Annotated in this window: 19 protein-coding genes and 2 pseudogenes; 11 read left to right on the plus strand and 10 right to left on the minus strand. The window is 57.1% G+C overall.

Translation table 11 applies throughout. The annotated features are described in order from the left end of the window. Positions 1 to 33: 33 nt before the first annotated feature. From ACIPZC_RS01400 to ACIPZC_RS01410, 3 genes are read left to right on the plus strand one after another with little or no spacing between them, the layout of a single operon-like run. Positions 34 to 717, plus strand: coding sequence for a heteromeric transposase endonuclease subunit TnsA (locus ACIPZC_RS01400; protein WP_400624339.1), 684 nt, complete (start codon positions 34 to 36; stop codon positions 715 to 717). Further along, the gene (locus ACIPZC_RS01405) at positions 717 to 1,619 is read left to right on the plus strand and encodes a helix-turn-helix domain-containing protein (protein WP_400624342.1); all 903 of its coding nucleotides are present in this window, start codon (positions 717 to 719) and stop codon (positions 1,617 to 1,619) included. Before ACIPZC_RS01400 ends, ACIPZC_RS01405 begins: the two co-directional genes overlap by 1 nt. Before the next feature lie 35 nt (positions 1,620 to 1,654). Continuing rightward, on the plus strand, positions 1,655 to 2,026 hold the full coding sequence (locus ACIPZC_RS01410) for an antitoxin Xre/MbcA/ParS toxin-binding domain-containing protein (protein ID WP_400624819.1): 372 nt from the start codon (positions 1,655 to 1,657) through the stop codon (positions 2,024 to 2,026). A gap of 108 nt (positions 2,027 to 2,134) precedes the next feature. On the opposite strand, the gene ACIPZC_RS01415 is transcribed toward ACIPZC_RS01410, so the two are convergent. From ACIPZC_RS01415 to ACIPZC_RS01425, 3 genes and pseudogenes are all read right to left on the minus strand, one after another. Next, a complete protein-coding gene (locus ACIPZC_RS01415; protein ID WP_400624345.1) occupies positions 2,135 to 2,497 on the minus strand; it encodes a hypothetical protein in 363 nt (120 codons plus the stop codon). A 35-nt stretch (positions 2,498 to 2,532) separates the two neighbouring features. Beyond that, positions 2,533 to 2,891, minus strand: a pseudogene (locus ACIPZC_RS01420) (IS3 family transposase); the annotation flags it as partial. A 75-nt stretch (positions 2,892 to 2,966) separates the two neighbouring features. Further along, positions 2,967 to 3,152: pseudogene (locus ACIPZC_RS01425) on the minus strand (hypothetical protein); the annotation flags it as partial. Here ACIPZC_RS01425 and ACIPZC_RS01430 point away from each other — a divergent pair. The 7 genes from ACIPZC_RS01430 to ACIPZC_RS01460 all read left to right on the plus strand — a co-directional run bounded on the left by ACIPZC_RS01430 (position 3,151) and on the right by ACIPZC_RS01460 (position 15,760). Beyond that, positions 3,151 to 4,908, plus strand: a complete 1,758-nt coding sequence (locus tag ACIPZC_RS01430; RefSeq protein WP_400624348.1) for a fatty acyl-AMP ligase — start codon at positions 3,151 to 3,153, stop codon at positions 4,906 to 4,908. The pseudogene ACIPZC_RS01425 and the gene ACIPZC_RS01430 sit on opposite strands and share 2 nt — an antisense overlap. Then, a complete protein-coding gene (locus tag ACIPZC_RS01435) occupies positions 4,905 to 6,707 on the plus strand; it encodes an acyl-CoA dehydrogenase family protein (protein WP_400624351.1) in 1,803 nt (600 codons plus the stop codon). The genes ACIPZC_RS01430 and ACIPZC_RS01435 overlap by 4 nt, the downstream gene beginning before the upstream one ends. Beyond that, a complete protein-coding gene (locus ACIPZC_RS01440; protein WP_400624353.1) occupies positions 6,688 to 6,960 on the plus strand; it encodes an acyl carrier protein in 273 nt (90 codons plus the stop codon). The genes ACIPZC_RS01435 and ACIPZC_RS01440 overlap by 20 nt, the downstream gene beginning before the upstream one ends. Then, positions 6,957 to 10,949: an amino acid adenylation domain-containing protein gene (locus tag ACIPZC_RS01445; protein WP_400624357.1), complete on the plus strand. Its 3,993-nt coding sequence runs from the start codon at positions 6,957 to 6,959 to the stop codon at positions 10,947 to 10,949. Before ACIPZC_RS01440 ends, ACIPZC_RS01445 begins: the two co-directional genes overlap by 4 nt. Continuing rightward, the gene (locus ACIPZC_RS01450; protein WP_400624360.1) at positions 10,946 to 11,407 is read left to right on the plus strand and encodes an SRPBCC family protein; all 462 of its coding nucleotides are present in this window, start codon (positions 10,946 to 10,948) and stop codon (positions 11,405 to 11,407) included. Before ACIPZC_RS01445 ends, ACIPZC_RS01450 begins: the two co-directional genes overlap by 4 nt. Continuing rightward, positions 11,400 to 14,549 (plus strand): outer membrane lipoprotein-sorting protein, encoded by a 3,150-nt coding sequence (locus tag ACIPZC_RS01455; protein WP_400624362.1) that lies wholly within the window; start codon positions 11,400 to 11,402, stop codon positions 14,547 to 14,549. The genes ACIPZC_RS01450 and ACIPZC_RS01455 overlap by 8 nt, the downstream gene beginning before the upstream one ends. A gap of 107 nt (positions 14,550 to 14,656) precedes the next feature. Then, positions 14,657 to 15,760, plus strand: a complete 1,104-nt coding sequence (locus tag ACIPZC_RS01460; RefSeq protein WP_400624365.1) for a hypothetical protein — start codon at positions 14,657 to 14,659, stop codon at positions 15,758 to 15,760. 9 nt (positions 15,761 to 15,769) lie between these two features. Here ACIPZC_RS01460 and ACIPZC_RS01465 read toward each other — a convergent pair whose 3' ends face one another. After that, on the minus strand, positions 15,770 to 16,333 hold the full coding sequence (locus ACIPZC_RS01465) for a TetR/AcrR family transcriptional regulator (RefSeq protein WP_400624368.1): 564 nt from the start codon (positions 16,331 to 16,333) through the stop codon (positions 15,770 to 15,772). Positions 16,334 to 16,463: 130 nt separating this feature from the next. Further along, positions 16,464 to 16,871: a MerR family DNA-binding transcriptional regulator gene (locus tag ACIPZC_RS01470; RefSeq protein ID WP_400624371.1), complete on the minus strand. Its 408-nt coding sequence runs from the start codon at positions 16,869 to 16,871 to the stop codon at positions 16,464 to 16,466. A gap of 84 nt (positions 16,872 to 16,955) precedes the next feature. Here ACIPZC_RS01470 and ACIPZC_RS01475 point away from each other — a divergent pair, with 84 nt between their 5' ends. Then, positions 16,956 to 17,378 (plus strand): hypothetical protein, encoded by a 423-nt coding sequence (locus ACIPZC_RS01475; RefSeq protein WP_400624374.1) that lies wholly within the window; start codon positions 16,956 to 16,958, stop codon positions 17,376 to 17,378. On the opposite strand, the gene ACIPZC_RS01480 is transcribed toward ACIPZC_RS01475, so the two are convergent. The 5 genes from ACIPZC_RS01480 to ACIPZC_RS01500 form a co-directional block, all read right to left on the minus strand. Then, positions 17,341 to 17,895, minus strand: coding sequence for a hypothetical protein (locus tag ACIPZC_RS01480; RefSeq protein ID WP_400624377.1), 555 nt, complete (start codon positions 17,893 to 17,895; stop codon positions 17,341 to 17,343). The two genes, ACIPZC_RS01475 and ACIPZC_RS01480, sit on opposite strands and share 38 nt — an antisense overlap. A 59-nt stretch (positions 17,896 to 17,954) precedes the next feature. Then, the gene (locus ACIPZC_RS01485; protein WP_400624380.1) at positions 17,955 to 19,115 is read right to left on the minus strand and encodes a S8 family peptidase; all 1,161 of its coding nucleotides are present in this window, start codon (positions 19,113 to 19,115) and stop codon (positions 17,955 to 17,957) included. Between the two features lie 69 nt (positions 19,116 to 19,184). Then, positions 19,185 to 20,387 (minus strand): S8 family peptidase, encoded by a 1,203-nt coding sequence (locus tag ACIPZC_RS01490; RefSeq protein ID WP_400624383.1) that lies wholly within the window; start codon positions 20,385 to 20,387, stop codon positions 19,185 to 19,187. Beyond that, complete coding sequence (locus tag ACIPZC_RS01495) at positions 20,366 to 21,394, minus strand: hypothetical protein (protein WP_400624386.1); 1,029 nt, start codon at positions 21,392 to 21,394, stop codon at positions 20,366 to 20,368. The genes ACIPZC_RS01490 and ACIPZC_RS01495 overlap by 22 nt, the downstream gene beginning before the upstream one ends. Continuing rightward, on the minus strand, positions 21,391 to 22,563 hold the full coding sequence (locus ACIPZC_RS01500) for an AAA family ATPase (protein WP_400624389.1): 1,173 nt from the start codon (positions 22,561 to 22,563) through the stop codon (positions 21,391 to 21,393). Before ACIPZC_RS01500 ends, ACIPZC_RS01495 begins: the two co-directional genes overlap by 4 nt. Between the last annotated feature and the right edge of the window lie 96 nt (positions 22,564 to 22,659).

The following is a 22,659-nucleotide window of genomic DNA, read 5'->3' on the forward strand; positions in this document are numbered from 1 at the left end:
CGTAAAACCTAAATAGCTGCGACGGTCCTATAAATGGTCGGAAATAGCCGCGACAAAACTAAGACGGGTTCGGTTCGTCCTATCAAACCCACGAAACGAAGCGTCTCCGGAGTTTTCCCATTCCGCGGGGAAGGTGGCATCCCGTACGAGTCCACGCTGGAACGAGACTTCATTGTTCGAACTGAGTTTTCGAAGGATGTCCGCAGCATCATCTCACAGCCGGTCAGCATTCCCTTCAGCAGCAACGGTCGCCCTTACAAATACACCCCAGATTTTCTCGTCCACTTTGATCTCGGAGATCGAAGCCTCGACAACTGGCCCAAGCCGATGTTGGTTGAGGTAAAGCCAGAGGCCGATTGGCGCAAGAACTGGCGAGCCTGGCTTCCCAAGTGGAAGGCTGCTTGGCGGTATGCAAATGAGCAGGGTTGGATATTCCACATCTATGACGAGTCGAGAATTCGTGATACCGCGCTTCAGAACATCAAGTTTCTGGAGCGTTACGCACGGATGACGTTTGCGCCAGAAGACAGCAACTGGATCATTAACACGGTAAGGGAGATGGGCGTGGCTCCGGTCCATTACCTATTGGCATTGCATTCCTGCGACCGGTATCGAGGCGAGGGGATCAGTCATTTGTGGCATCTCATCGCTACGCGACGGCTGGCCTGTGACATACGCCTTCCGCTAAACAATTTCCTCGACGTATGGGTGGCGTGATGACGGACGACAATTCACTGGATGCGCAACTGACCCCGTACGAGCCTGATCGGCTTCAGGTAATAATCGAGGTGGGGGCGCTTGTCGCTCACGGCGATTCTGCTTACCGGATCTCGCAGATCCTGGATTTTCGAACTGTGGTCGGGATTGAACTGGAGTCGGGTAGGGCCGCTGCGTTGCCAATCGAAGGCATACGCGCGATCAAGCGAGAGAAAGTCGAGGGACTCTACGCCAATTACGATATCGCACTGATCGGCAGTGAGGACTGGTCAGAGGCGCAGAGACGCTTTGCCGCTATCGAGCCGCTTCTGGGGAGCATAGTGATTGGTCGACGGGACGTTGAAGCGAGAAGCGCAGCGGTTGGCGTTGATGTCGCGACCTTGTATCGCTGGATCAAGCGTTACAAGGAGTGGGGAGAGAAGCTCGCTCTTATTCCGCGCCGAAGGGGATGGAAGGAGGGCAACTCACGCCTTTCAGATGAAGCCAACAAGATCATTGAGGATGTGATTCGTAATTTTTTCCTTAAGAATGACCGGCCAACGGTACTAGCGACAATCGATAGAATCGTCGAGACCTGCGAAGCCGCGCAGATCCCTCCGCCGGGAGTGACTGCAATCCGCGCACGAATCAAAGGCATCCCCGACAAGGCCTATCTCCGCGGCCGAGGCTATGCGGAATTGGCGCGGAACAAATACACGCCGACGCCTGGCTCATTTCCCGGTGCGGACTATCCCCTTGCCGTTTTGCAAATCGACCACACACCGATGGATATCATCTTGGTTGATGATGTTCATAGGCGTCCTATCGGTAGGGTGTGGATCACCTTCGCGATTGACGTTTATTCTCGAATGATCACGGGTCCAGTTCGATCAAGGCTGACTTTCGGCCAACGGCCTTTCTGATTGAGCCCGAAGCATTGCCGATCAGTTCATTGGTTTTGTATCGCCTCGTACGCGAGGGCTTTTCTCTGGCTCAAGTGAGAGCCATGGTCGCATCTTCGCCGCTGTACAGCGCTGCCTCGGTGCTGGATCGAATTCTTGGGAGCTCGGACCGGCGCGGCCAACGTCAGAAAAAGCAAGCGCGTCGCGTTCGGCTCAACGCTCGTCAGAGCGCAACCGCTTTCCAATACGCCCAGGCGTTAGAGCGTGCAATAGCAGTTTTTGGTAATCAGCAGTTGGCTGAGCAATGGCTCGGGCGACCTTGTAACTACCTCGCTGGTAAGGTGCCCTTGGACGTTATCGAAAACTGGTGGGGATTTAAGAGCGTTGAGGACTATCTTCAAAAGATTGAGCTCGGCATTTATTGCTAACCGGTGCTGCGACGCGATATCGAGCGAAATCTCGTATTCTGCCGGACGGGTCCACTCCACCAGGCAAACTGGTTGCCCCGCAACAGCTTATCCTCGCTGCCGGTGTACCTAAGGCTGATTCGGAGGTGCGAGAGGCGAGGTGGTGCGAAGCGTTTCAAGTGTTTTTTCTATCCACTTGATTTCCTTTTCGCCAATCAGTGTTGCTGCGTAACAGATAAAGTCGATAGTTGCTGTTCTATTTCTCTCACCTGCTACAACGTACTCGATCACTGCTTGGCAGGGCGTCGTTGTAGAGCGAGTGAGGAGGTTATCATTCTTATCAGGCTCTATGTGCTGAACAGTACTACTCAGCTCAGAATCTTCGGAAGTGAGTATCTCCGACTTTCCCCGTTCAACCAATAGTCCATTGCGGTTGATTTTTACATCGCTTTTGACATCTGTTCCAGATGTCAAATGAACGCGTTTGATCACCAGGTCAACGCCACCATTGAATCGCCCCTGGTTTCCTAGACACTCTCCAAGCTCAGGAAATAGCGTTTCTCATACTCTACAGGAGACAGCTGCATAGCACTGCTGTGTCGACGCTTGGGGTTATAGAACATCTCGATGTAATCGAAAATATCACTTCGGGCTTCGTCACGCGTTGCGTAGATCTTTCGTCGGATTCGCTCCCGCTTCAAAAGCCGGAAAAAACTCTCGGCTACGGCATGTCGTGGCAGTTTCCCCGTCGGCTCATGCTGCTGATCACATTGTTGGCCTTCAGGAAGCTTTGCCAATCTGAGCTACTGAACTGACTGCCTTGGTCTGAGTGAATCATCACTTGCTGCTGTGGCTTGCGTCGCCACACGGCCATCAGCATGGCGTCAGCCTGCTGATCATTGTCATGCTGACGCTGCTCTTGGGGCTTGCTGTAAACCTTGATCCAGGCGTAAAGGCTGTGCACGGACATACCCAGGCGCTGGGCGACCTCGGCGACAGGTTTGCCTTTTTCGGTCACTTGCTTGACCGAGGCGGCTTTGACATGCCTGGCGATCGTTCCTCCAACAAAGTAATGGCAAGGGGCTAGCAGTATACAGACAAGTCTGTATACTTCCGCGATCACGCCAATCACAAGAATGAGAAACATGGAAATGGACTTCTTACTCGATCTGTCCGAGGGACAGACTGTTGCTCCCTGTGCACATCAATCTTTCGTCACCCTGTTACGCCAGCGTGCCGAAGAGACGCCTACTCGGCTTGCTATGACCTTTGGTGATGGCCAAACCCTGTCGGCCAGCCTCACGTACCAAGATCTTGATCGCGCAGCCCGTGCCCTTGCCAGCCGGCTTCAGGCCATGGGGGTAGTGGGTAAGCGAGCGATAATCTTGATGCAGCCCAGTGCGCAATATGTGATGGCGATTCTCGGTTGCTGGTACGCACGACTGACTGCGGTGCCGGTTTATTCACCGAAGATAAATGCGTCCTACGAGCGCGTCCGGCTGGTTCTCGAAGACGCGGGGGCCGAAGTGATTCTGTCGACTCAGTCTGTCATCGATGGGTTGCAGCAAGGGGAGTGGCCGGCTCTGCAAAATGGCTCACTGCGGGTGCTGGCGGTCGATGGTGTTGACCTGCAGTCCCCTGGGTCGTGGGCAATGCCCTACATCGAGCCACAGACATTGGCCGTGCTGCAGTACACCTCAGGCTCCACCGGTAAGCCCAAAGGAGTGCGCCTGCAACACCGGCATCTGCTGAAGAACTCTGAGATGATCCAGCGCGCGATGGCTAGCAGCGAGCATGATATTGGGGTGGCCTGGCTCCCGCCGTACCATGACATGGGCCTGATTGGCAGCTTGTTGCAGCCGCTGTATTGCGGCTTTCCGGTGCATCTGATCGCGCCGGCGACATTCCTCCAGCGCCCGCATCGCTGGCTGGAGATGATCTCCCGGCTCAAGGCCACGGTCAGTGCGGCTCCCAACTTCGCCTACGATCTGTGTGTACGGCGTCTGCGGCCTGAGCAATTGGCCGCGCTTGATCTATCCAGCTGGCGGCTGGCCGCCAATGGGGCGGAACCGATCCGCGCCGCAACCCTCGACGCTTTCGCCGAAGCCTTCGCGCCAGCCGGCTTCTCTCCGGCGGCTTTCCAGCCGTGCTATGGCATGGCTGAAACGACGCTGCTGGTATCCGCCAGTGACCCTCACAGCACGCGCCGGGAGCTGCTGGCTAATCCGCAGGCCCTTAAACTGGGCCTGTTACAAGTCACCGAGGGTGATGGAGTGCGCCTGGTGAGCAGCGGTCGTCCTGATCGCGACGCGCAGGTGAGGATTGTCGACCCCCAGCGCCATATGCCCTTAGCCGAGGGACAAGTCGGTGAAATTTGGATTGCCGGCCCGATGGTCGCCGATGGTTATTGGAACAACGCCGAGGCGACGCGAGAGACCTTCCTCGCCGGACTCCCTGACAGCCAGGAGATGTGGCTGCGAACCGGTGACCTGGGGGCGATGTGCGACGGAGAGTTATACGTGACCGGTCGGATCAAGGACCTGATCATTATCCGTGGGCATAACCACTACCCTACTGATATTGAATCAAGCGTCATGCTGGCACACCCAGCTATCAAAGCCCATGGCGTGGCGGCTTATGCCTACGAGGAAGAAGATGGCGAGGAAGCGCTGGGCCTAGTGGTGGAGGTCGAACGCGGTGCCAAGGGCTTGGATCTGACGCATCTGCGTGAGGAAATTCTGCACTGTGTTTCCCAGGCGCATCAGCTCAAGGTTTCAGCGCTGTTGCTGACTGCCCCTAATAGGATTGCTCGGACCTCCAGCGGCAAGATCCAGCGCGGCGAGACACGTGACAGGGTGCTTTCCGGGGAGATTGCCGCCTTGGAGCAGGGGGGCTGCCTATGATCTTGCCCCAGTACCTCAAAGCATTGGAAATGGAACAGCGCCTGGGCGACCCGGAGCGCGCCGACAATCTGCTTTCCTTTGCCAGGGCCTTGCAGTTGGACGAGGAGGATGCCTTCCCTGAGGCACAGGTCAGCGCCTTGAATGCGATGGGCATGCCAAGTTGCTATGTGCCGCGGGCGTTGGGGGGGGAGTTCACTGATTGTGAAGGTTTCGTCGCCCTCGGGCGCGTGCTGGCGCGGCGTAACATGTCGGTGGCCGTCGCCTATAGCACTATGCTCTGGAGCACACTGAGTTGGTTGGGCGGCAGCGATCGGCAGAAGCGCGACGTTGCCGGCTGGATCATGCACAACGCCAGCTTTCCTTGCCTAGCTTACTCGGAGTCCGATCATGGCGCCGACCTGGTCTCTAACCGTCTCACGGCAACACTGAACAGCGACGGTAGTTATACCCTCCGCGGCGAGAAATGGCCGATCAATCGAGCGATCCGCTCTGACTTCTTGGTATTGCTGGCGCGGACGGACGAGCGCAACAACCTACGAAATCATTCGTTATTCATCATCAAAAAGGATCAGCTCGACAGTCGCCGCTATTACTACCTGCCACGAGTCAAGACTCATGGACTAAAGGGCTGCGACATTAGTGGTATAGGTTTTCGTGACTGCGTGGTGCCCGCCAGCTGTTTGGTCGGGGATGTCGGTCATGGGCTCGAGCTGGCCCTCAAGGGATTCCAGATCACGCGTACCTTCTGTACATCGCTTAGCCTGGGGGTTGGTGACACCGCCCTTAGGTTGGTCGCCGACTACGCCAGCCGGCGTACGCTCTACGGCACGGCCATCAGCAACCTTCCTCACACCCGCGATGTGATGGCTAACAGTTACTTGTCGTTGTTGATGGCTGAGTGTGTGTCGATTGTTTCTGCACGAGGCCTACACATCTGCCCGCAGGTCTACTCATCGTGGTCGTCGATCGCCAAGGTGCAAGTCTGTCACCTGATCGATTATGCCAATGCCCAACTGGCCAGTGTCCTTGGCGCGCGTTTCTACATGCGCGACCAGCAGGGCGTAGGCGTGTTCCAGAAATTTTTCCGCGATGGGGCGGTAGTGTCGATCTTCGATGGCAGCAGTCATGTCTGCCTCGACAGCCTGGCGAGCCTGCTGGAAAGCTTGGTGCGTCCGGGTGAGCAAGCCGAGGCCAGTCGCTGCATGGAGCTGCTCTTTGATCTGCGGGCGCCATTGCCGGCGCTGGACCATGGACGGGTAACGCTGTTCTCCCGCGAAGGTGACCCACTGATCGGTCAGCTGCCGTACCTGCTGCAGCGTCTGGAGGCACTGCCGACTGATCAACAGACACCGCCGGCGATGTTGCAGCGGTTGCAGGTGGCAGGTCGGACATTCCTTTCGCAGGCCATGCAGCTCAAGGAGCAGATCACCAGCAAGAACGGACCGCGCGGAGCACGCAATAGCGCTCTCCGCTTCGCGTTGGCGGAGCGCTATTGCGCGGTCTACTCCGTCGCCGCGTGCCTGGGTGTCTGGCTCTACAGTCGCGATGTGCTTACTGAGGAGCATCGTAGCGGTCACTGGCTGCTGGCGGTGCTCGAGCGAGGCTTGCAATCGCACTTTCATGCCGGAGGCCTATGCGCCGAACGGGTCGATCAGCTTTACGAGGCCATGACCGCCCAACGTTGCGACAACCAGATGTTCTCGCTGCTGGCCTGGCCGCTGGCGGCGCACGGTCTGGCCGAAAGCGTGCATGAATCAATGGATAAAGAGGAAATGGACAATGCAAACAGCGCTGCGTGACCTTGCTTTCTATCGTGACAAACTCAAGTCGATGATCGAGCCCGAATTGCGCTTGCCTGCCGGTTCGCTGATCTGCGATCGCAACCTGTCGGAATACGGTCTGGACTCGATCGTTGCTTTAACGATTGCCGGTGACCTTGAGGATGAGTTGCGTATCCAGTTGCCACCGACACTGCTCTGGGACTATCCGACGGTCGATGACCTGGCTGGATATCTGTGTCGCACAGTTGAGCAGGTCGGGGCTCCGGCATGACTAAGTGTATCGATATCGCAGGTGGACAGTTGTCTTGGCCATTGGCCAACGAGCAGGCTGGGCTGTGGTTTATGCAGGAAAGCCAGCCGAGACTGGGAGCTTTCAACCTGTTGTTCAGCCTGAAAGTGTGCAATCGACAGGCGTCGTGGCCAGATTTCCAGTCCTTGCTGACAGACCTGGTGAGTGATTACCCGGTGCTGCGTTCGTGTTTCGAGCAGAGGTCGGATGGTATCACCCAGATGGTCCGGGACCAGATGAGTTTCGACATTCGCCACAGCGATGCATTCGGTCTCGATGATGCGGTGCTGCGGGAGCGTGCCCGCCAGGACGCTCGGTTGCCCTTCGATCTGCGAGAACCGCCGTTGTGGCGTCTGCATGTCTACCGTTGCGACGATGACAGTTGGCTGGTGATGTTTGTCGTACATCACATCCTGCTCGACTTTTGGTCGTTGGGGCTGCTGCTTAAGGAAGTCTTTGCGCGTCTGGGACAGCAGCAGCGTACCCTAGATGTGCAGGCCGGTATCGACTTTGCCGAGTATGCCCGACAGGTGCTCGAACCATTCCGCCTGAGCGCGCTGGAGGCCTATTGGGCACAGCGCTTCGCCACTGCGCCAGCTTTGCACGAGATTCCGCTGGATAAGCCGCGTCCATCACAGCGCATGTTCGCTGGTGCCAGCGAAACGTTCGTTTTCGATCGTGCCAGCAGCGCAGGTATCACCAGGCTCGCCCGCGAGCACCACGCTACACCGTTCATGGTGATGCTGGCGGCCTACAGTGCCTTCCTGGGGTACTGGTCAGGACAGGAGCAGGTGGTGATCAGCACACCTGTAGCCAACCGCATGGCACGGCGCTGGCGAGACACTCTCGGACAGTTCGTCAATACTCTGTGCCTACCCGTGGCGGTCGATCCCCATTGCAGTTTCCTCACGTTGCTGGCGCAGGTGCGCGAGCACGTAGTCGGTGCGCTGCGTCACCAGGACATGCCGCTGCACAAGCTGGTGGAGACGCTGGCTCCTACCAGGGACGGTAGTTATGCCGCCCTGGCCCAGCTGGGCTTTTCCTGGGAGCGCTTGCCAGTTCTGGCTGACTTCGAGCATTTCTACGCGTCCTCTCCGGCTACCAATGAAGGAATACAAGCGACGGATTCCCCATTGACGCAGTGGCAACTGACCGCCTTCCCGGTTCCCCAGCAGGAGGGGCAGCTTGACCTGCAGTTGGAAATGGGAGCACTGGTTGATGAATGTTTCGAGGCTGTCTTCAAGTACGACAGTCAGTTGTTCGAGGCGCAGAGCATCAGGCGCTTGCGTGACGGGCTGCGGGTCTTCGTGGCAAGACTGGTGGATGCTCCGGGGCTGACGATTACGCAGCTGTTGCAGCCACGGGCCGATCAGCTCGATAACTGGCGGGCTCTGGGCGTGGGCGTGACCGATGCATCGGTGCAACCTGGTCTGCTTGATTGCCTGTCCCGATGGGCTGAGCAACAACCAGGGAGTATGGCGGTTAGCGATGCATACACCCGTCTTAGCTATGCCGAGCTGTGGCAGCGCAGCGAGCATCTGGCCAGACATCTGCAGGCTCATGGCGTGGGCCCAGGGGATCGGGTCGGATTTCGCTTGAGCCGCGGGGCTCAACTGGTGCCGGTGATCTTGGCTATCTGGCGTCTGGGCGCAGCCTATGTGCCGCTTGATCCACAGTTCCCTGAAGACCGCCTGATTTATATGGCTGAGGACGCAGGTGTACGTCTGATTATCAGCGACCATGGCGTCGAGGCCCCAGGCGCCTGCCCGCCTTGGATCAGCCTCGATCGCTTCGAGGCGACTCCAGCGGAGGGCGACCTGCCTGCCCTCAAGGCTGCTTCGGGCAGTGCCTACATCCTCTACACTTCGGGCTCGACCGGCAAGCCAAAAGGCGTGCAGGTAGGCCATGTGGCTTTGCTCAACTTCCTTCTCGGCATGCATAACCTGTTCGCGCTGGAACCTGGCAACTGCCTGCTTGCGGTGACCACGCCGTCATTCGATATCTCCTTACTCGAACTGTTCTTACCGCTGCTTGTGGGCGCTTCGGTGCATGTTGCCAGCCAGGAACAGGTGCGTGACGGCGCCTTGTTGGCCAGCGCTATCGAGGAACATGCGATCACACATCTGCAAGCCACACCCGCGACCTGGCAGATGCTGCTGGGCCAGGCTGAAACCTCCAAACTAGAGGGGGTCACAGCACTGTGCGGCGGCGATGTGCTGCCCGAGTCCCTGGCCGATCGCCTGCTGGCAAGTTGCGCCGCGTGTTGGAACCTCTATGGGCCGACCGAGACCACGGTTTGGTCGTCTGCTGCGCGCCTGCGGGTAGGCCATCCACCGACCATTGGTAGGGCGATCCGCAACACCGAGCTGTTGGTGGTGGACGAACACGGTGTTCCGGTCCCACCAGGAATGGCCGGCGAGCTTTGGATCAGTGGCGCCGGATTGGCGGAAGGCTATTGGGGGCGCCCCGACCTGACGGCTGAGCGTTTCATCGAAGAGGGCCCCTTTGGCCAGCGTTGGTACCGTACCGGCGACCGGGTCCGCTGGAACCCTCATGGAGAGTTGGAACACCTCGGACGCCTGGATTTTCAGGTCAAGTTGCGTGGTTATCGCATCGAGCTTGGCGAGGTCGAGGCCGCTTTGTGTGCCTGCGCGGGGGTCGCACAGGCAGCGGTATGCCTGAAAGAAACCCCGCAGGGACCGGCACTCGTCGCATATCTGGTTGCTCAGCTAGGCCACGAACCGCGGGTGGAGGATCTCAAACAATCACTCAAGCGTATGCTTGCCGCCTACATGGTGCCTGGCCACTATGTCTATCTCGAGCGACTGCCGATGACTGCCAACGGCAAGGTGGATCGCCAGCGTATGCCTGCGCCGGTCCTGGATCAGCAACTCACGCCTTTAATTGCTCCACGTGATGAGCTGGAGCGGCAGCTGGCGGCACTGTTCTGCCAGACGTTGCGTCACCACGCGATCAGCATCGATGACGATTTCTTCGCACTGGGCGGGCATTCATTGCTGGCGGTGGAGCTGATTAACCAGATTAACCGCAGCCAACAGGCTGAGCTGACCGTAGGCGATCTGCTGAGCTACCCGACGGTGGCCGAGATGGCCGCGCGCCTTCGTGAATACCGGCCGCTGCTGGAAAGCAACTTGGTCACCCTGCGCAAAGGTACGGGTCGGCCAGTCTGGTTGTTCCACCCGATCGGTGGCAACGTGGTCAGTTATCGGGAGTTGAGCCGCCACCTGCAGACTCCGCGGCCGGTTATTGCAGTGCAATCTCCGGGGCTGGGCGCTGATGGTGAGGCCGAGGTCACCATTGAGGCAATGGCTACCCGCTATATTGTCCAGCTACGCGGGGTTCAGCCGCAGGGCCCATATTTGCTGGGCGGTTGGTGCTTTGGTGGGGCGATCGCCTATGAGGTTTCCCGTCAGTTGCAGGCGGCCGGCGAAACCGTCGAGGGTGTTTTCCTGATTGATACCCGCGCGCCGGTCATCGCCAACATGCCCGCTGATGCCGACGATGCGACCCTCATGAGCTGGTTTGCCCGAGACCTAGCCGCGCCGCACGGCGTGCGCCTGTACATCGATCCTGCTGAGTTGCGGCTGCACCCGGCCGAAACAGCCTTCGCCTATCTGCTGGAGCGTGCCCGGCGTGCAGGAGCGCTGAGCCCTGAGGCCGATGCGCAACAACTAGCGCGCCTATTCGAAACCTATTTGGCCAACGGCATTGCCTTACAGTTATACCTGCCGCCTGCAACCCAAGGACGTTTCCTGCTGCTGCTGGCCCAGGATGAGACCGAGGATTTCGGCCCGTGTCTGGGATGGGAGCCCTTGCTGGGCGATGGCCTGCACACGGAAGCATTGTCCGGCGACCACAACAGCATCATGTATGTCCCCCAGGTCCAGGCCGTGGCGGAGCGTGTTAGCCAGTATTTCAACCTTTCCCTCTGCGTGGAGCACACAGCATGATCCGTGCCGAATATTCTTGCCTGCTTCCTGTGGACCAGCACCAGCTGTTCGCCTATATCAGCGACCCTTCCAACGACGTGCACTGGCAAGGGTCTTGCGTCGAGGCTCAGTTGGCAAGCAGTCCGGCTCGCTTGGGGACCGAGTACACCATTGTGTTTAGTTTCCTGGGGCGCCGGATGAACTTTCGCTGCCGTATCACTACCTTTGAACCGCCGCATAACTTTGGCTTCAAGGTGCTTGAAGGCTCCTTCCTGTATGAGGGGCGCTACAGTTTCACTGCTCAAGGTGAGGGGACGCGCCTCGACTGGCAGTTTGATGTTGAGCCCGGACGGTTCTTCGGCATTCTACCTATCTCTCTGCTGCGCAAGGTACTGATCTCCCAGATCGAGAAGGACTTCATTCGCGCCGGTCAACTGGTCGCTATGCAATCGCCTAACAAGGAATGGGCACATGACTAATTATGCTGCGTTCGTCATCCGCTATCGTCGCTGGGTGATCACCCTTACCTTGTTGATCACCGCGGTACTTGGCGTCTTCGGCGCGGGTCTGAAGATTGTAATCGATCCAGCGACCCTGGCCCCTCAGGGCCATCCGCTAATAAAGGCCACCAACCATGTCGAGGAAGTCTTTGGCTCCAAATACCTGATGATCATCGGCATCACTCCTAAGCAGGGCGATCTCTACCAGCCAGCGGTGCTCGATGCGGTACGTGGCATCACCCGCCAGCTTGATGCCCAGCCTGGCGTGGTCCGCACCACATTGCTCAGCCTGGCGAGCCGACAAGCTAAGGGTATCAAGGGGACGGAAGAAGGCTTTGAGGCTCGTGCGTTGCTAGGTTCGACCGATACGCCCACCGAATTGGCGCAACTGCATGAGGCTTTGGCCAGCAACCCAGTGTATCAACAGACCGTGGTCTCAGCTGATGGTCGTACCGCAGCCATCTTGGTTGAGCTCAAGGAGCGTTCCGATGGCTTTACCGCGATGGTCGAACCGATCCGCAAGATAGCCGATGCTTATGCCTCCGACGCTCTGACCATTCGCTATGGCGGTAACCCGCCCTACCTGGAAAAGACCGAGGAATATGCCAACCGCATCAACATCTTGTTCCCGATAGCGATCATTGTAATCGGCTTGCTGCACTTCGAAGCGTTCCGCACCCGCCAGGGACTGATCCTGCCTCTGGTCACGGCGCTGATGGCGGTCATGTGGGGAACCGGTTTCATGGGTGTGCTTGGACAGCCGATGGACATCTTTAACTCACCGACGCCGATCCTGATCCTGGCTGTGGCCGCTGGGCATGCGGTGCAACTGCTTAAGCGCTACTACGAGGACTATTCACGGTTGAGGGCCGTGGGTGATTTGTCGCCCGAGGAAGCCAACCGGCAAGCTGTCATCAGCTCCATGGCTGGTGTTGGCCCGGTAATGCTAATGGCTGGTAGCATCGCTGCGATTGGCTTCTTCTCACTGTTGGTGTTCGACATCGCCACGATCCGTGCCTTCGGCATCTTCACCGGCATCGGTATCCTCAGTGCCATGTTGTTGGAAATGACCTTTATCCCGGCCATCCGCTCACTGCTCAAGCCCCCAGGCGACAAGGTTTTGGATAAGGAGCAGCGTGCGCGTATCTGGGACCGTATCCCGGCTGCGGCGGCCTCCTGGGTGATCCAACCGCGTAAACGGACAGCAATGTTCGCCGCTTACCTGCTTGCTGCCCTCGGCCTGACCTGGGCTATGCAGGGCGTGGTGATCGACAACTCAAGCAAGAATTTCTTTGATTCGGGCCTAGCCCTGCAGAAGGACGATGCCTTCCTCAACGATGCACTAGGTGGTACCAATAGTTTATACGTCATGGTGGAAGGTACTCAGGCGGACGCTATCAAGCAGCCCGAGGTGCTGGCCGCGATCGCCAGTCTCCAGCGTTATGCCGAAGCCCAGCCTGAGGTCGGCAAAACCTTGTCAATCGTCGACTTCATTTCACGTATGAATGCAGCGATGAATGCCGATGCCCCGGCCTTTGACCGCGTGCCCGTCGAGCGCAATCTGATTTCCCAGTACCTGTTGCTGTACTCAATGTCGGGCGAACCGGGCGACTTCGATTCCTATGTCGATTACAACTACCAGCGTGCCAAGGTCACTTTGCTGCTCAAGACTGGCAATAATGCCCAGGTTAAAACGCTGCTGGGCAAGCTCAAGGCCGAAGCCGAACGTACCTTCCCAGCGACGGTCACTGTGTCCTTTGGTGGCGATGTGGCACAGACGGTAGCGCTCACCGAAACCCTGGTTAACGGCAAGCTACGCAACATCGTGCAGATTGCCCTGGCGATCTTCGTAATCTCGGCGCTGGTATTCCGATCTGTCTTTGCCGGCTTCATAGTGCTAACTCCACTGGCTTTGTCGGTAATTGCGGTGTTTGGTGTGATGGGCCTATTCGGTATCCCACTGAATATTCCCAATTCGCTAATCTCCGCAATGGCGGTAGGCATTGGCGCCGACTATGCGATCTACATGCTCTATCGCCTGCGCGAGCAGTACCGACTGAGCCAGAGCCCACCGCAAGCGGTGCGCGAGACCCTGGCCACCGCAGGCAAGGCGTCGCTGTTCGTAGCCACCGCAGTAGCTGGCGGCTACGGCGTGCTAGCACTGTCCTTCGGCTACAACGTCCACCTCTGGCTATCGATGTTCATTGTCATCGCCATGCTGGTGAGTGTAACGGCTTCGCTGACATTGGTGCCGGCGTTGGCAATGTTGTTCCGTCCAGCCTTCATTTTTGGCAGAGGCCATGGCAATTTGGCCTCGCAACTCAACCTTGGTTTGGCTATTGTGGTCACATTAGGACTGGCAGCGTATGGCGACCCTGCTTTGGCGGAAGAGATTCCGAGTGCCGAGCAAATCATGCAGCGTAGCTATCAGGCCGGCAAAGTGCTCGATTCCAGCAGTAATGCAACTTTTACTCTAATCAACGCCAATGGGGAGCGCCGCGAACGTAAGACGATAGGGATGACAAAGCTGCAGTCTGGTCCTGCCCAGGACAATATGCGCTACGTGAAATTCGTCGCGCCGCAAGACATCAAGGGCACTGCGACCTTGCTGGTGGAGCAGAGTGCCGCCGACGACGACATGTGGATCTATCTGCCCGCCTTGGGCAAGGTCCGACGGCTATCGGCGTCGAACAAGCGCGACAGTTTCGTCGGTACTGATTTCAGTTACGGCGATATCGTTGGCCACAATCCGGCCAACTGGCGGCATCGGCTGCTGGCCCAGGAAACCCTGGACGACGGCACTTCGGTGTTTAAGATCGAGTCTGTGCCATCCGACGATAAGGAAGCTACCGACTCAGGATACTCGAAGATGCTTAACTGGGTGCGCGCTGATAATTTCATGGCTGTGCGCACGGAGTTCAGTGATCAAGCCGGCCAGCCGCTCAAACGCATCGAATCTTCGCAGATTGAGGCTGTAGGGCAACATGGCAAGTGGCAGGCCATGCGCTCTGTCGCATACAACCTGCAGACTGGTCATCGTACGGAGATCGTCTTCGATGCATTCCAAGCTGAACAAGGAGTAGATGAGCGCTACTTCAAGTCCCAGGGGTTGGGAAGATGAGGCGACTGGGCCTGCTGTTGCTGGCCCTGTCTGGCACAGCCCAAGCCACATTGCAATTGGACAGTTCAGTCTCTTTGCGCGGAGGCTTGTGGAGTGGCGACCGGGCATTGACCGACGAGACGGATGTCAAAGTTGCTTCGCTCTGGGTGCGCGAGCGTCTTAGCTCCAGCGATCAGGGTCAGTTGGTATTTGACGGCTGGGCGCAGCAGCGCAGTATTGGCGGACAGCGTCACGGTCGTGTGCGAGAAGCTTACTGGCATCACGAGTTCGGCGATTATGACTTGCGTATCGGGCGGCAGATCGTGGTGTGGGGGCGCGCCGATGGAGTCAACCCTACCGACAACCTGGCGCCTCGGGACTTCACCCTGTTGGTTACGGAGGATGGCGATCAGCGTTATGGGGCCGATATGCTCAACCTGATCCGCTACGTTGGTGATGGTAGTGTCGCGCTGATGTGGTATCCCGAAGCGCCCAGCCATACCATCCCGCTGGTACCTCTGGCAAATGTCGACTATCACATTCGCCAATCCGGCCGCTCTCAGTGGGCGGCCAAGTGGGAGTGGTCAGCATCTAACATGGACGGCTCTCTGTCCTACTTGGATGGTGTCGATCCATTGCCAGTACTGACTCCTGGCTTGTTGACCAGCCAGGGCGCCACAGTGCAGGTGCAAGCCCAGCGTAGCCGCATCTTAGGGATGGACTTTAGCATGGCCCAAGGCGCAATGGTCTGGCGAGCGGAGGGGGCCTATTCCAGGCCAGACAGCAACGGTCGGGAGGACTTCTTGCACAAGAAACCGCAGTTGTTCATGGTGATGGGTGGTGAGTGGACGTTCCGCAATAATGCAACCCTAGGTCTGCAGGCCACTTACACTCACGTCTATGATTTCAGTCGGCCGCAGCGGTTGGAGTGGTTTGCTCAGGAAGTAGCGCTGCGGCAGATTGCGACTAGTGGCCAGACGGCAAGCGATCAGTACGGGTTCACCTGGCGCTTGGCCAAGCGCTGGCTGAATGACAACCTGTCGATTGAAGCCAGTGGTGTGGCCAACCTGCAAAACGACAGTGGCATTGCACGTTTGAAAGCTTCTTATATGCTGTCGGATCATGTGCGCCTTCTGGGCGGCGTCGATGGTTACTATGGTCGGGAAGATACTTTTTTTGGCCAACTGCGCGACAACCACACAGTGTATGTCCAGACCGAATACGGCTTCTGATCACTCCAACTATTGTTGTTGCAACTGCAGCAGCATGAGCACGACCTGCATGGTGCTCGCCAGGGGATCGCCCTTGACGCCTATGGTGGTGAGGTTGCGGGTGCCTTCAAGCAGAGTCAGGCACTGTAGGGCCAGGGTCGCACTGCGTTCGCCGTAGCCCGCGCTGAACAGTAGCGCGGAGAACAGGTCGACCAGGGTCTGCTTGTGTTTGAGGCAGACTTGGTGAATCGGATGGTCGCAGTTGGCATAGACCGTCGCGGCGATGCCGAATAGGCAGCCGCGCACCTTACTATCGATGAACTTGCTGCGATACCACACCAGCAGCGCTGCCATTTGCTGCGGCAGCTGTGGCGGGACATTGACCAGGCATGACTGGATTTCGCCGATGATGACGTGGTGATAATGCTCCAGCACCTGGGCGATTAATATCTCCTTAGAAGGGAAGTACTTGTACAGCGTCATTTTGCTCACGTTGGACTCTTTGATTACCCGGTCGATACCTACCGACTGCAAGCCTTCATGCAGGAACAGCTCCAGTGCGGTGGTGATCAATGCCTCTCGAGCTTTGGACATGAGGTCCTCTCCTGTAAACGAATACGGCATCAGACTCATGCTGCGGCACGAAGGCTCGGGTGCATGAGAAGGCTCCAATGGTAAGTCACTTTGGACCTTCGTTCTGGGGCATCTGGTGAGTCCGGGGGCATCAGCTCCCTACCGAGCCGGTCAAGGCTAGCTTAGAACGTGGTGCCGGCAGGTCGAGTTCGTTGCGTAGCGGGCAAGCCAGGGTGAGGTGATGCAGTAGTGCAGTGCGCAGTTGTTGTAGCTCGTCGAGGCGCTGCTCGACCAGCGTCAGTTTGTCGCGTAACAGCGCCTCCACGGCTTGGTCGGGATCTGAGGAATGCCACAAGTGCTCGACGTTGTTGCCGATCTCATTGAGGCTGAAACCTAGGCGCTGAGCATTGCGAATGAAATGCACCAATTGAGCAATTTCGTCTGGATAGTCGCGGTAGCCGTTGGCTAGGCGGCGGGCCTGAATGAGGCCGCGTTCTTCATAGAACCGCAGAGTATCGCGGCTTACGCCACAGATCTGGGCGAGTTCACCAATGCGCATGAGAATTTCCTTATTCGGGCTTGACCTTGGAGCTTACCCCAGGCTTTAGCCTGATGCCTTCGTTGATTCGAAGGAGTAAGGGTAATGTGGACCACCGCTCAATATCGCAAGTTGGTACGTGCCAGCGGTATATACGATCTGCTCATCACCATTGGTTTTGTGACACCTTGGAGTTTCGCTTTATTGCATCAGTGGTTAAGTTCGTTGCACGACATACTTAATTTGAGTGGTCAGGTTCCATTGTTTGATCCGATGCATGTGATGATGGCCAACCTGATGGGATCGATTGTATGTGTTTGGTCCTGGCTGAGGATTCGCGATCCGCAGCAACGGTTTGGCCATTACGACGCCGTCGGACGGATCTTATTCGCTTCCTGGCAGTTGTATGCCTTAGCTCATGGGGCGTCCGCTTTGCTCTGGGTGATCCTGATGCTTGAGGTACTATGGGCGATTGTGCAACTGGCCCCGGTCAGGTCGCAGCATGCACTGGCATCTCGTTGGGCCTGATGCAGGTCATGGCGTACTGCTTGGTGCCACTACTGAAATCTACTGTGTCGAGCCATTGCTTTCGGGTCATGATAGTGACCGGTCCAATGACGAACGGCTCGACGCACTCCATCTCGGCTGTGCGCGCCGGGAACGAGTGGGTGAAATTGGTTGTTGTCTGCTTGAGGATCTGCTGGACGTGCTCATCGATTGCTCGCAAATTCTGCGTAGCATCCTCGACCAATTTCCCTTCGGCATGAAGGTCGGCCACCGTTTGACGCAGCAGCGCCACCAACTCGTTGGTTTCTACCTTTATCGCCAGTCGAGGGACCTCTTTCTGCCAAGCTTGGGCCAGTGCCAACAGGGCCCGGTTGGTAGCAGTTTTAAAGTGCCTTTGGCGCCCATTCTGAGCAGTTACGAAGTCGAAAGGCCCAGCCTTTTCAGGCTTGGTTTTGGCCTCTGGAGGGCGTGGCAGGTGAAGCCGGTCCAATTCCTCGATCAGCTTCGCCAGGGCGTTTTTTCTGTTCAATTCATTCATAGTTTTGGCTACTTAAGAGTGATGCGAAAAAGCTGCCTAGGGTGTAGCTGGGCTGGTGGTCAAATGGGGGCGCTCACCAAACCGTGACCAAAGTCGCTGGCATCAAACTCAGGACTGAAGCAGTCCCTACGAGCACTAGCAACCAAGTTGGAGGCAACGGCTTGGGATAACTGAGGTGAGCGCAGATCCCGCAGATGCTCCCACCACAGTGCAGCAACCCCCGCCACGTGAGGGCAAGCCATGCTCGTCCCGCCCATTGACTTGAGGCTGCCGCCCGGCCATGCCGACAGCACATTGACACCAGGAGCCGTCAAGTGAGGCAGGCTATTGGAGAAATCTGCAATGGCGTGCAAGGGGTTGGGATGTGCTGCGGCAGCGACTGACAGTACACCTTCAGCGGCTGCAGGAAGCGAAGTCGAGATCCGGTAATCGTTGTTGATAGCGCGCCGGCTCTCGTTGCCGGCGGCGGCGATGACGAGGGGTGTGGCATTGAAAACTGAGTGGCTTTTGAACACACCCATCAACGAATCGAACAGCCGCAGGTTTCCGCAAAACACATCAAGTGCTTCGGAGGTGGCGAGGTCAGCTGGCCAGCCTTTATTGATTTTCTCCTCAACCTCTCCTGGAAAATCAAAGCCGAGGGACATTGAAATGATATTGGCTCGCTGGGCCAGCGCCCAATGCATTCCTTGGAAGAGGATGTCAGAATCCGCACTGTGCTTTCCAATCACTTTCGCGATGAAAGCCTTCTTCACCCCTCGCGCAATGCCAATGCGACGGCCATCGATATCCCGGCCGAAGATAGTTCCTGCGCAATGAGTGCCATGCCCGTTCCAGTCGCCGTCTCCCTCGCCGGTAAAATCTTGCTCCTGCAGCTCAATACCGTCGAACGCTGGATGGGTACGATCAATGCCAGTGTCGAGCACCGCCACTCTGACGCCAGCGCCGGTGTAGGGGGAAAGATGGGCGTTAACCGCTGCTACGCCCCATGCATCACCCGCGTGTTCAGGTTCTACAGCCGGATTCAGCGGCCTGATAAGCTTGGTTTTCATCGGTCTAGAGATCGCGAGAATTCCAGGATCTCTACCCAATTCCGCGGCTTCGTGACGCTGCAAACGCTCGATGATGAGCGATGGTCTCTCGCTACCGGCCTCTGCCACGCTTCGTTTCATCGAGCTAGCTGAAGAGAGCGGTTTTTTCAGGATGATGTACTTATCCATTTGCTTTCCTTGCAAACCACATTGGGCACTTTAAGCGTCGGTGGAGCATGAAGCTCCCGAGATGAGAGCTTATACCCTGATAGGGAGCGCAACCTGTGGCTGTATTTCAACCAGGGCCGAGTAGGCCTCTAGAATTTCAGTGAACAGGTTGGGGTGCTTGGGTGCTTCCAAGGTGATGATCATGGCGTACCTGATCTTCTCCGCCTTATCTGCCGTACCGCCTTTGTGCCGTGCGTTGTAATGGATGTCGAAGGTTGCATCCTTCAGGCTTGAGCCATACATTGACTTGGAGTCGTGAAGTACGGTCTCCCATTTCCCAGCATCCGAGCGCAGTTCTTCCTCCGTCGCAAACGTCCTTTTCTGAAAGAACGACTTAGACTTGGCATTGGCTGCACCTTCTTCGATCTTGTCCTTGTGGGGGCGGAAGGTCACTTCAAGCCCTGCTCGCGTATACGAGGCGGAGTCTTGAGGGTCCGTTGTCGAGGCGAATGAGAAGGTGGCTTTGACTTTCACTTTTCCTGTGAGCGCTTCCGGAGGAAGGGGGATGGGTGCCCGGATGTATTTACCAGGCTTCAGCTCTCCTTGATACACGATGCGGGCTACACCTGATGGGCAAGTGATCACCTGCATGAGGTCTTCGGGGATTTTTCCCCAGCCAACATCGATCGTATCGTGGCCATTGCGATCAGCTGCATGGATCAGCAATGCCTTGATCGCGAGCGGCGACAAGTCTGGCCCCAAAATAGCCCGTACACCCACCGCTGCGCGAAGTACGTAAGGCGCTGCGAAGCTGGTGCCTAGCAGCGGGACCAGGGTCGGTTTAATGCCTGGAACAAGCGTGTGGAAGTATTGTTTCCCGCCCCCGAAAGCCATGAGGTCTGGCTTGATGACGCCGGGGCTACGCCCCGGACCGCGTGCGCTGTAGGAAGCTCGTGCCCAAGCATCGCTGGTGCAGTTCGCGGCGCCTACAGTGACCGCGTTAACGCAGTCTGAGGGTACCAGCACCCTATCCAATTGGACTATTGAGTCGCGAGTGCCGTTGTTCCCTGCGGCAATGGTCATGAACGTGTTGCCATCGCTTAGCAGGTGGTCAATCACCGAGGTCCATGCGTGAACATCATCGTCTTCGATGGCGACATCGGGGCCAATGCTCAGATTGATGAACTCGTACTGTCGAGATAGTAGGACTTCCTCGACATGACCCAGCGTGCGATACAGCTCCAATGGATTTTCGAGGCTGGCTCCCTCATCTAGGACGCGCAGATGGTCCACGAATGAGTAGGGCCGATTTGCGCTACCTTCGGGCTCGATTGGACCAAAGAGAAACGCGAGGTGGCCGCTAGGCCATGTTCCGGTCCTTCTGGATCGTCACCCGCCTTTTCATCAAGGACTCGATAGCTTTTCAGCCACCTGCCGATGGAGTGTTCCTGCGGAAGCCCCGCATCGAGAATCGCAACCCGTGGATCAGAAGACAAAGGTGCTTGTGTTGGAAGCGTGCACCCAACAGCCGGCCCGCTACGTTTTGTGGTCGGTAACAATCCCCGCATCTTGGGAACCGGCCTAATCACTCGCAGGAAGACGAACTCCGCCAGCAACAGTGTGCTTGCTTGCTCCCCTTGTACTGGAACGAACCACAGATTCCCGACTTCGAATCCCAGATCGCTATGAACGGTTACACCTCGCTCAGTAGCAAACGCTACGAATGCCTGCTGAATGAAGGTGCTGTCTTGGTCGGGCAGCATGTGGAGGCCGCATTCGAAATACGTGTCTTGGACTGAGCCAGGGTTCACGATCCGACCTTCAGGCTCAAATGCGAGGATGCTTTCGATCCTAGTCAGTTCGAGGGCTTCATCTGACTCGCGCTCGACGGTTTCCATCCACTGACTGAAGGCCCTAAAGGCCCTGCGCTTACCAGCGACAAAAATCTCGGTGGTCGTCGTTTCTTTTGGTGCTGTCTTCCTCGTCCAGCTTTCAGGAGTGACCTTGACCTTCCGGCTTCCGATCGACTCAAGGCCCACCGCCCGCAACATGTTGGCCGGGTAAAGGGACTTGGCGATATAGCTCGGGTTCAGGACTAGCCTAGCAACACCAAAATCCTGAGGGCATGCGGCCGGAGAAAGATTGTCGAGCGATGCTGCTGCTTCGTTCGCTTGCTCAGAAAGTCGTTCCTTAGCTCGCTGGAAGGTGTACGCATCGGCCTTATCAATTTTCCTACCAACACCCTTAATGCTTTGTGTCAGGAGCTCACCCCGACCAATGAGGAAGTTCGTTTGGCTCATGCAGTGGTACTCGTCCGTGATGATCGTTTAACAGGAGTTGAAGCAACAGAGCGGTGCTTGCGAATCGTGTCCCGGCTCACGCCAGTTATGTCGTGGATAGCGCGTTGCGAGAGAGATGTTTCGTTATCAAGTAGTACGGCGAACTCAATCTGTTCTGCGCGTTCCAGATATGGCGTCTTCAGGCGTACGATATCCTCAACCAGCTTCTCGGCATTACTGCTGCCTAGCGCCAGGGACCGACGAAAGCGCTGCATATCACGCTCAATATCACTGAAAGAATGTTTCTGGAAGGCATACGAAAGTACCCCTATCCATTTTTCAAAACGCGGAAGGTCCGTCCCTAGGAAGCGCTTGATCGCCACAGCTACCGCCTCCGCATCAGGCGTTTTGAACTCAATCACCAGGTCAAATCGGCGCCATAGGGCGGGGTCAATGAGCTCAGGGTGATTCGTCGCTGCAAGCAGCAGGCTCGATGAAGGCCAGTCATCAACTTCTTGAAGGATGACGGTGACCAGGCGCTTCAATTCGCCGATGTCGCTGTCGTCGCTGCGCCGTTTCGCAATCGCATCAATTTCATCGAGGAACAAAACCGATGGCGTTCGCTTGGCGTAATCAAGGGCGGCTCTGAGGTTCGCACCGCTTTTGCCAAGGAGGCTGCTCATGACCGCAGTCAGATCAAGCACGAATAGCGGCACGCCAAGTTGGGCTGCTATCCACCGCGCCGTGATGGTTTTTCCTACTCCTGGAGCGCCAACAAACACCGATGATCTAGTGGGCTGCAGGCCAAGAGAAAGCAGTTTATTGGTCTGCTTTCTCTCTTTAATCAGCTGCGCGAGGCTGGTTTGCACAACCTTGTCCAGCATGGGTGCCGGAAACTCGGGTCCATCATTGAAGACCTTGAGGAGCGATAGCTTCGACTCATCGTCTACAGGCAACACGCCCCCTTCGATTTTCGATGGGGCTTCTCGGCGCATAAGGTGTCCATTACCGCTGGGCGCGATGGTGCGAAGGAAGGTTTCCAGCTGCTCAGCCAGCTCTGGCTCCATTCCGCGGTACTGTCTGACAAGACGTGCAACAAAGAGCCGTACATCCTCGCTTTTTTCGCTGAGGGCCAGTCTGGCTACCTGGACTAAATCCGATTTTACTTTGGTCAACTCGTCCGTTTTCATCTGAATGATCTGATTTTAGGGCCTTTCGGCCACACATTGAGTGGACTAGATAGTAGCAGGTTGCGCGGTATTCGTCCTGTTGGCAATAGCTGGTTA

This window comes from Pseudomonas sp. NPDC089743 (genome assembly GCF_044748785.1).
Taxonomy (GTDB): Bacteria; Pseudomonadota; Gammaproteobacteria; order Pseudomonadales; family Pseudomonadaceae; genus Aquipseudomonas; species Aquipseudomonas putida_X.

Excerpts from the sequence above, each read along its gene's own strand:
- ACIPZC_RS01400 (WP_400624339.1), top strand. The coding sequence starts at position 34 with ATGGTCGGAAATAGCCGCGACAAAACTAAGACGGGTTCGGTTCGTCCT.
- ACIPZC_RS01405 (WP_400624342.1), top strand. The coding sequence starts at position 717 with ATGACGGACGACAATTCACTGGATGCGCAACTGACCCCGTACGAGCCT.
- ACIPZC_RS01430 (WP_400624348.1), top strand. The coding sequence starts at position 3,151 with ATGGAAATGGACTTCTTACTCGATCTGTCCGAGGGACAGACTGTTGCT.
- ACIPZC_RS01435 (WP_400624351.1), top strand. The coding sequence starts at position 4,905 with ATGATCTTGCCCCAGTACCTCAAAGCATTGGAAATGGAACAGCGCCTG.
- ACIPZC_RS01440 (WP_400624353.1), top strand. The coding sequence starts at position 6,688 with ATGCAAACAGCGCTGCGTGACCTTGCTTTCTATCGTGACAAACTCAAG.
- ACIPZC_RS01445 (WP_400624357.1), top strand. The coding sequence starts at position 6,957 with ATGACTAAGTGTATCGATATCGCAGGTGGACAGTTGTCTTGGCCATTG.
- ACIPZC_RS01450 (WP_400624360.1), top strand. The coding sequence starts at position 10,946 with ATGATCCGTGCCGAATATTCTTGCCTGCTTCCTGTGGACCAGCACCAG.
- ACIPZC_RS01455 (WP_400624362.1), top strand. The coding sequence starts at position 11,400 with ATGACTAATTATGCTGCGTTCGTCATCCGCTATCGTCGCTGGGTGATC.
- ACIPZC_RS01465 (WP_400624368.1), bottom strand. The coding sequence starts at position 16,333 with ATGTCCAAAGCTCGAGAGGCATTGATCACCACCGCACTGGAGCTGTTC.
- ACIPZC_RS01470 (WP_400624371.1), bottom strand. The coding sequence starts at position 16,871 with ATGCGCATTGGTGAACTCGCCCAGATCTGTGGCGTAAGCCGCGATACT.
- ACIPZC_RS01475 (WP_400624374.1), top strand. The coding sequence starts at position 16,956 with ATGTGGACCACCGCTCAATATCGCAAGTTGGTACGTGCCAGCGGTATA.
- ACIPZC_RS01480 (WP_400624377.1), bottom strand. The coding sequence starts at position 17,895 with ATGAATGAATTGAACAGAAAAAACGCCCTGGCGAAGCTGATCGAGGAA.
- ACIPZC_RS01485 (WP_400624380.1), bottom strand. The coding sequence starts at position 19,115 with ATGGATAAGTACATCATCCTGAAAAAACCGCTCTCTTCAGCTAGCTCG.
- ACIPZC_RS01495 (WP_400624386.1), bottom strand. The coding sequence starts at position 21,394 with ATGAGCCAAACGAACTTCCTCATTGGTCGGGGTGAGCTCCTGACACAA.
- ACIPZC_RS01500 (WP_400624389.1), bottom strand. The coding sequence starts at position 22,563 with ATGAAAACGGACGAGTTGACCAAAGTAAAATCGGATTTAGTCCAGGTA.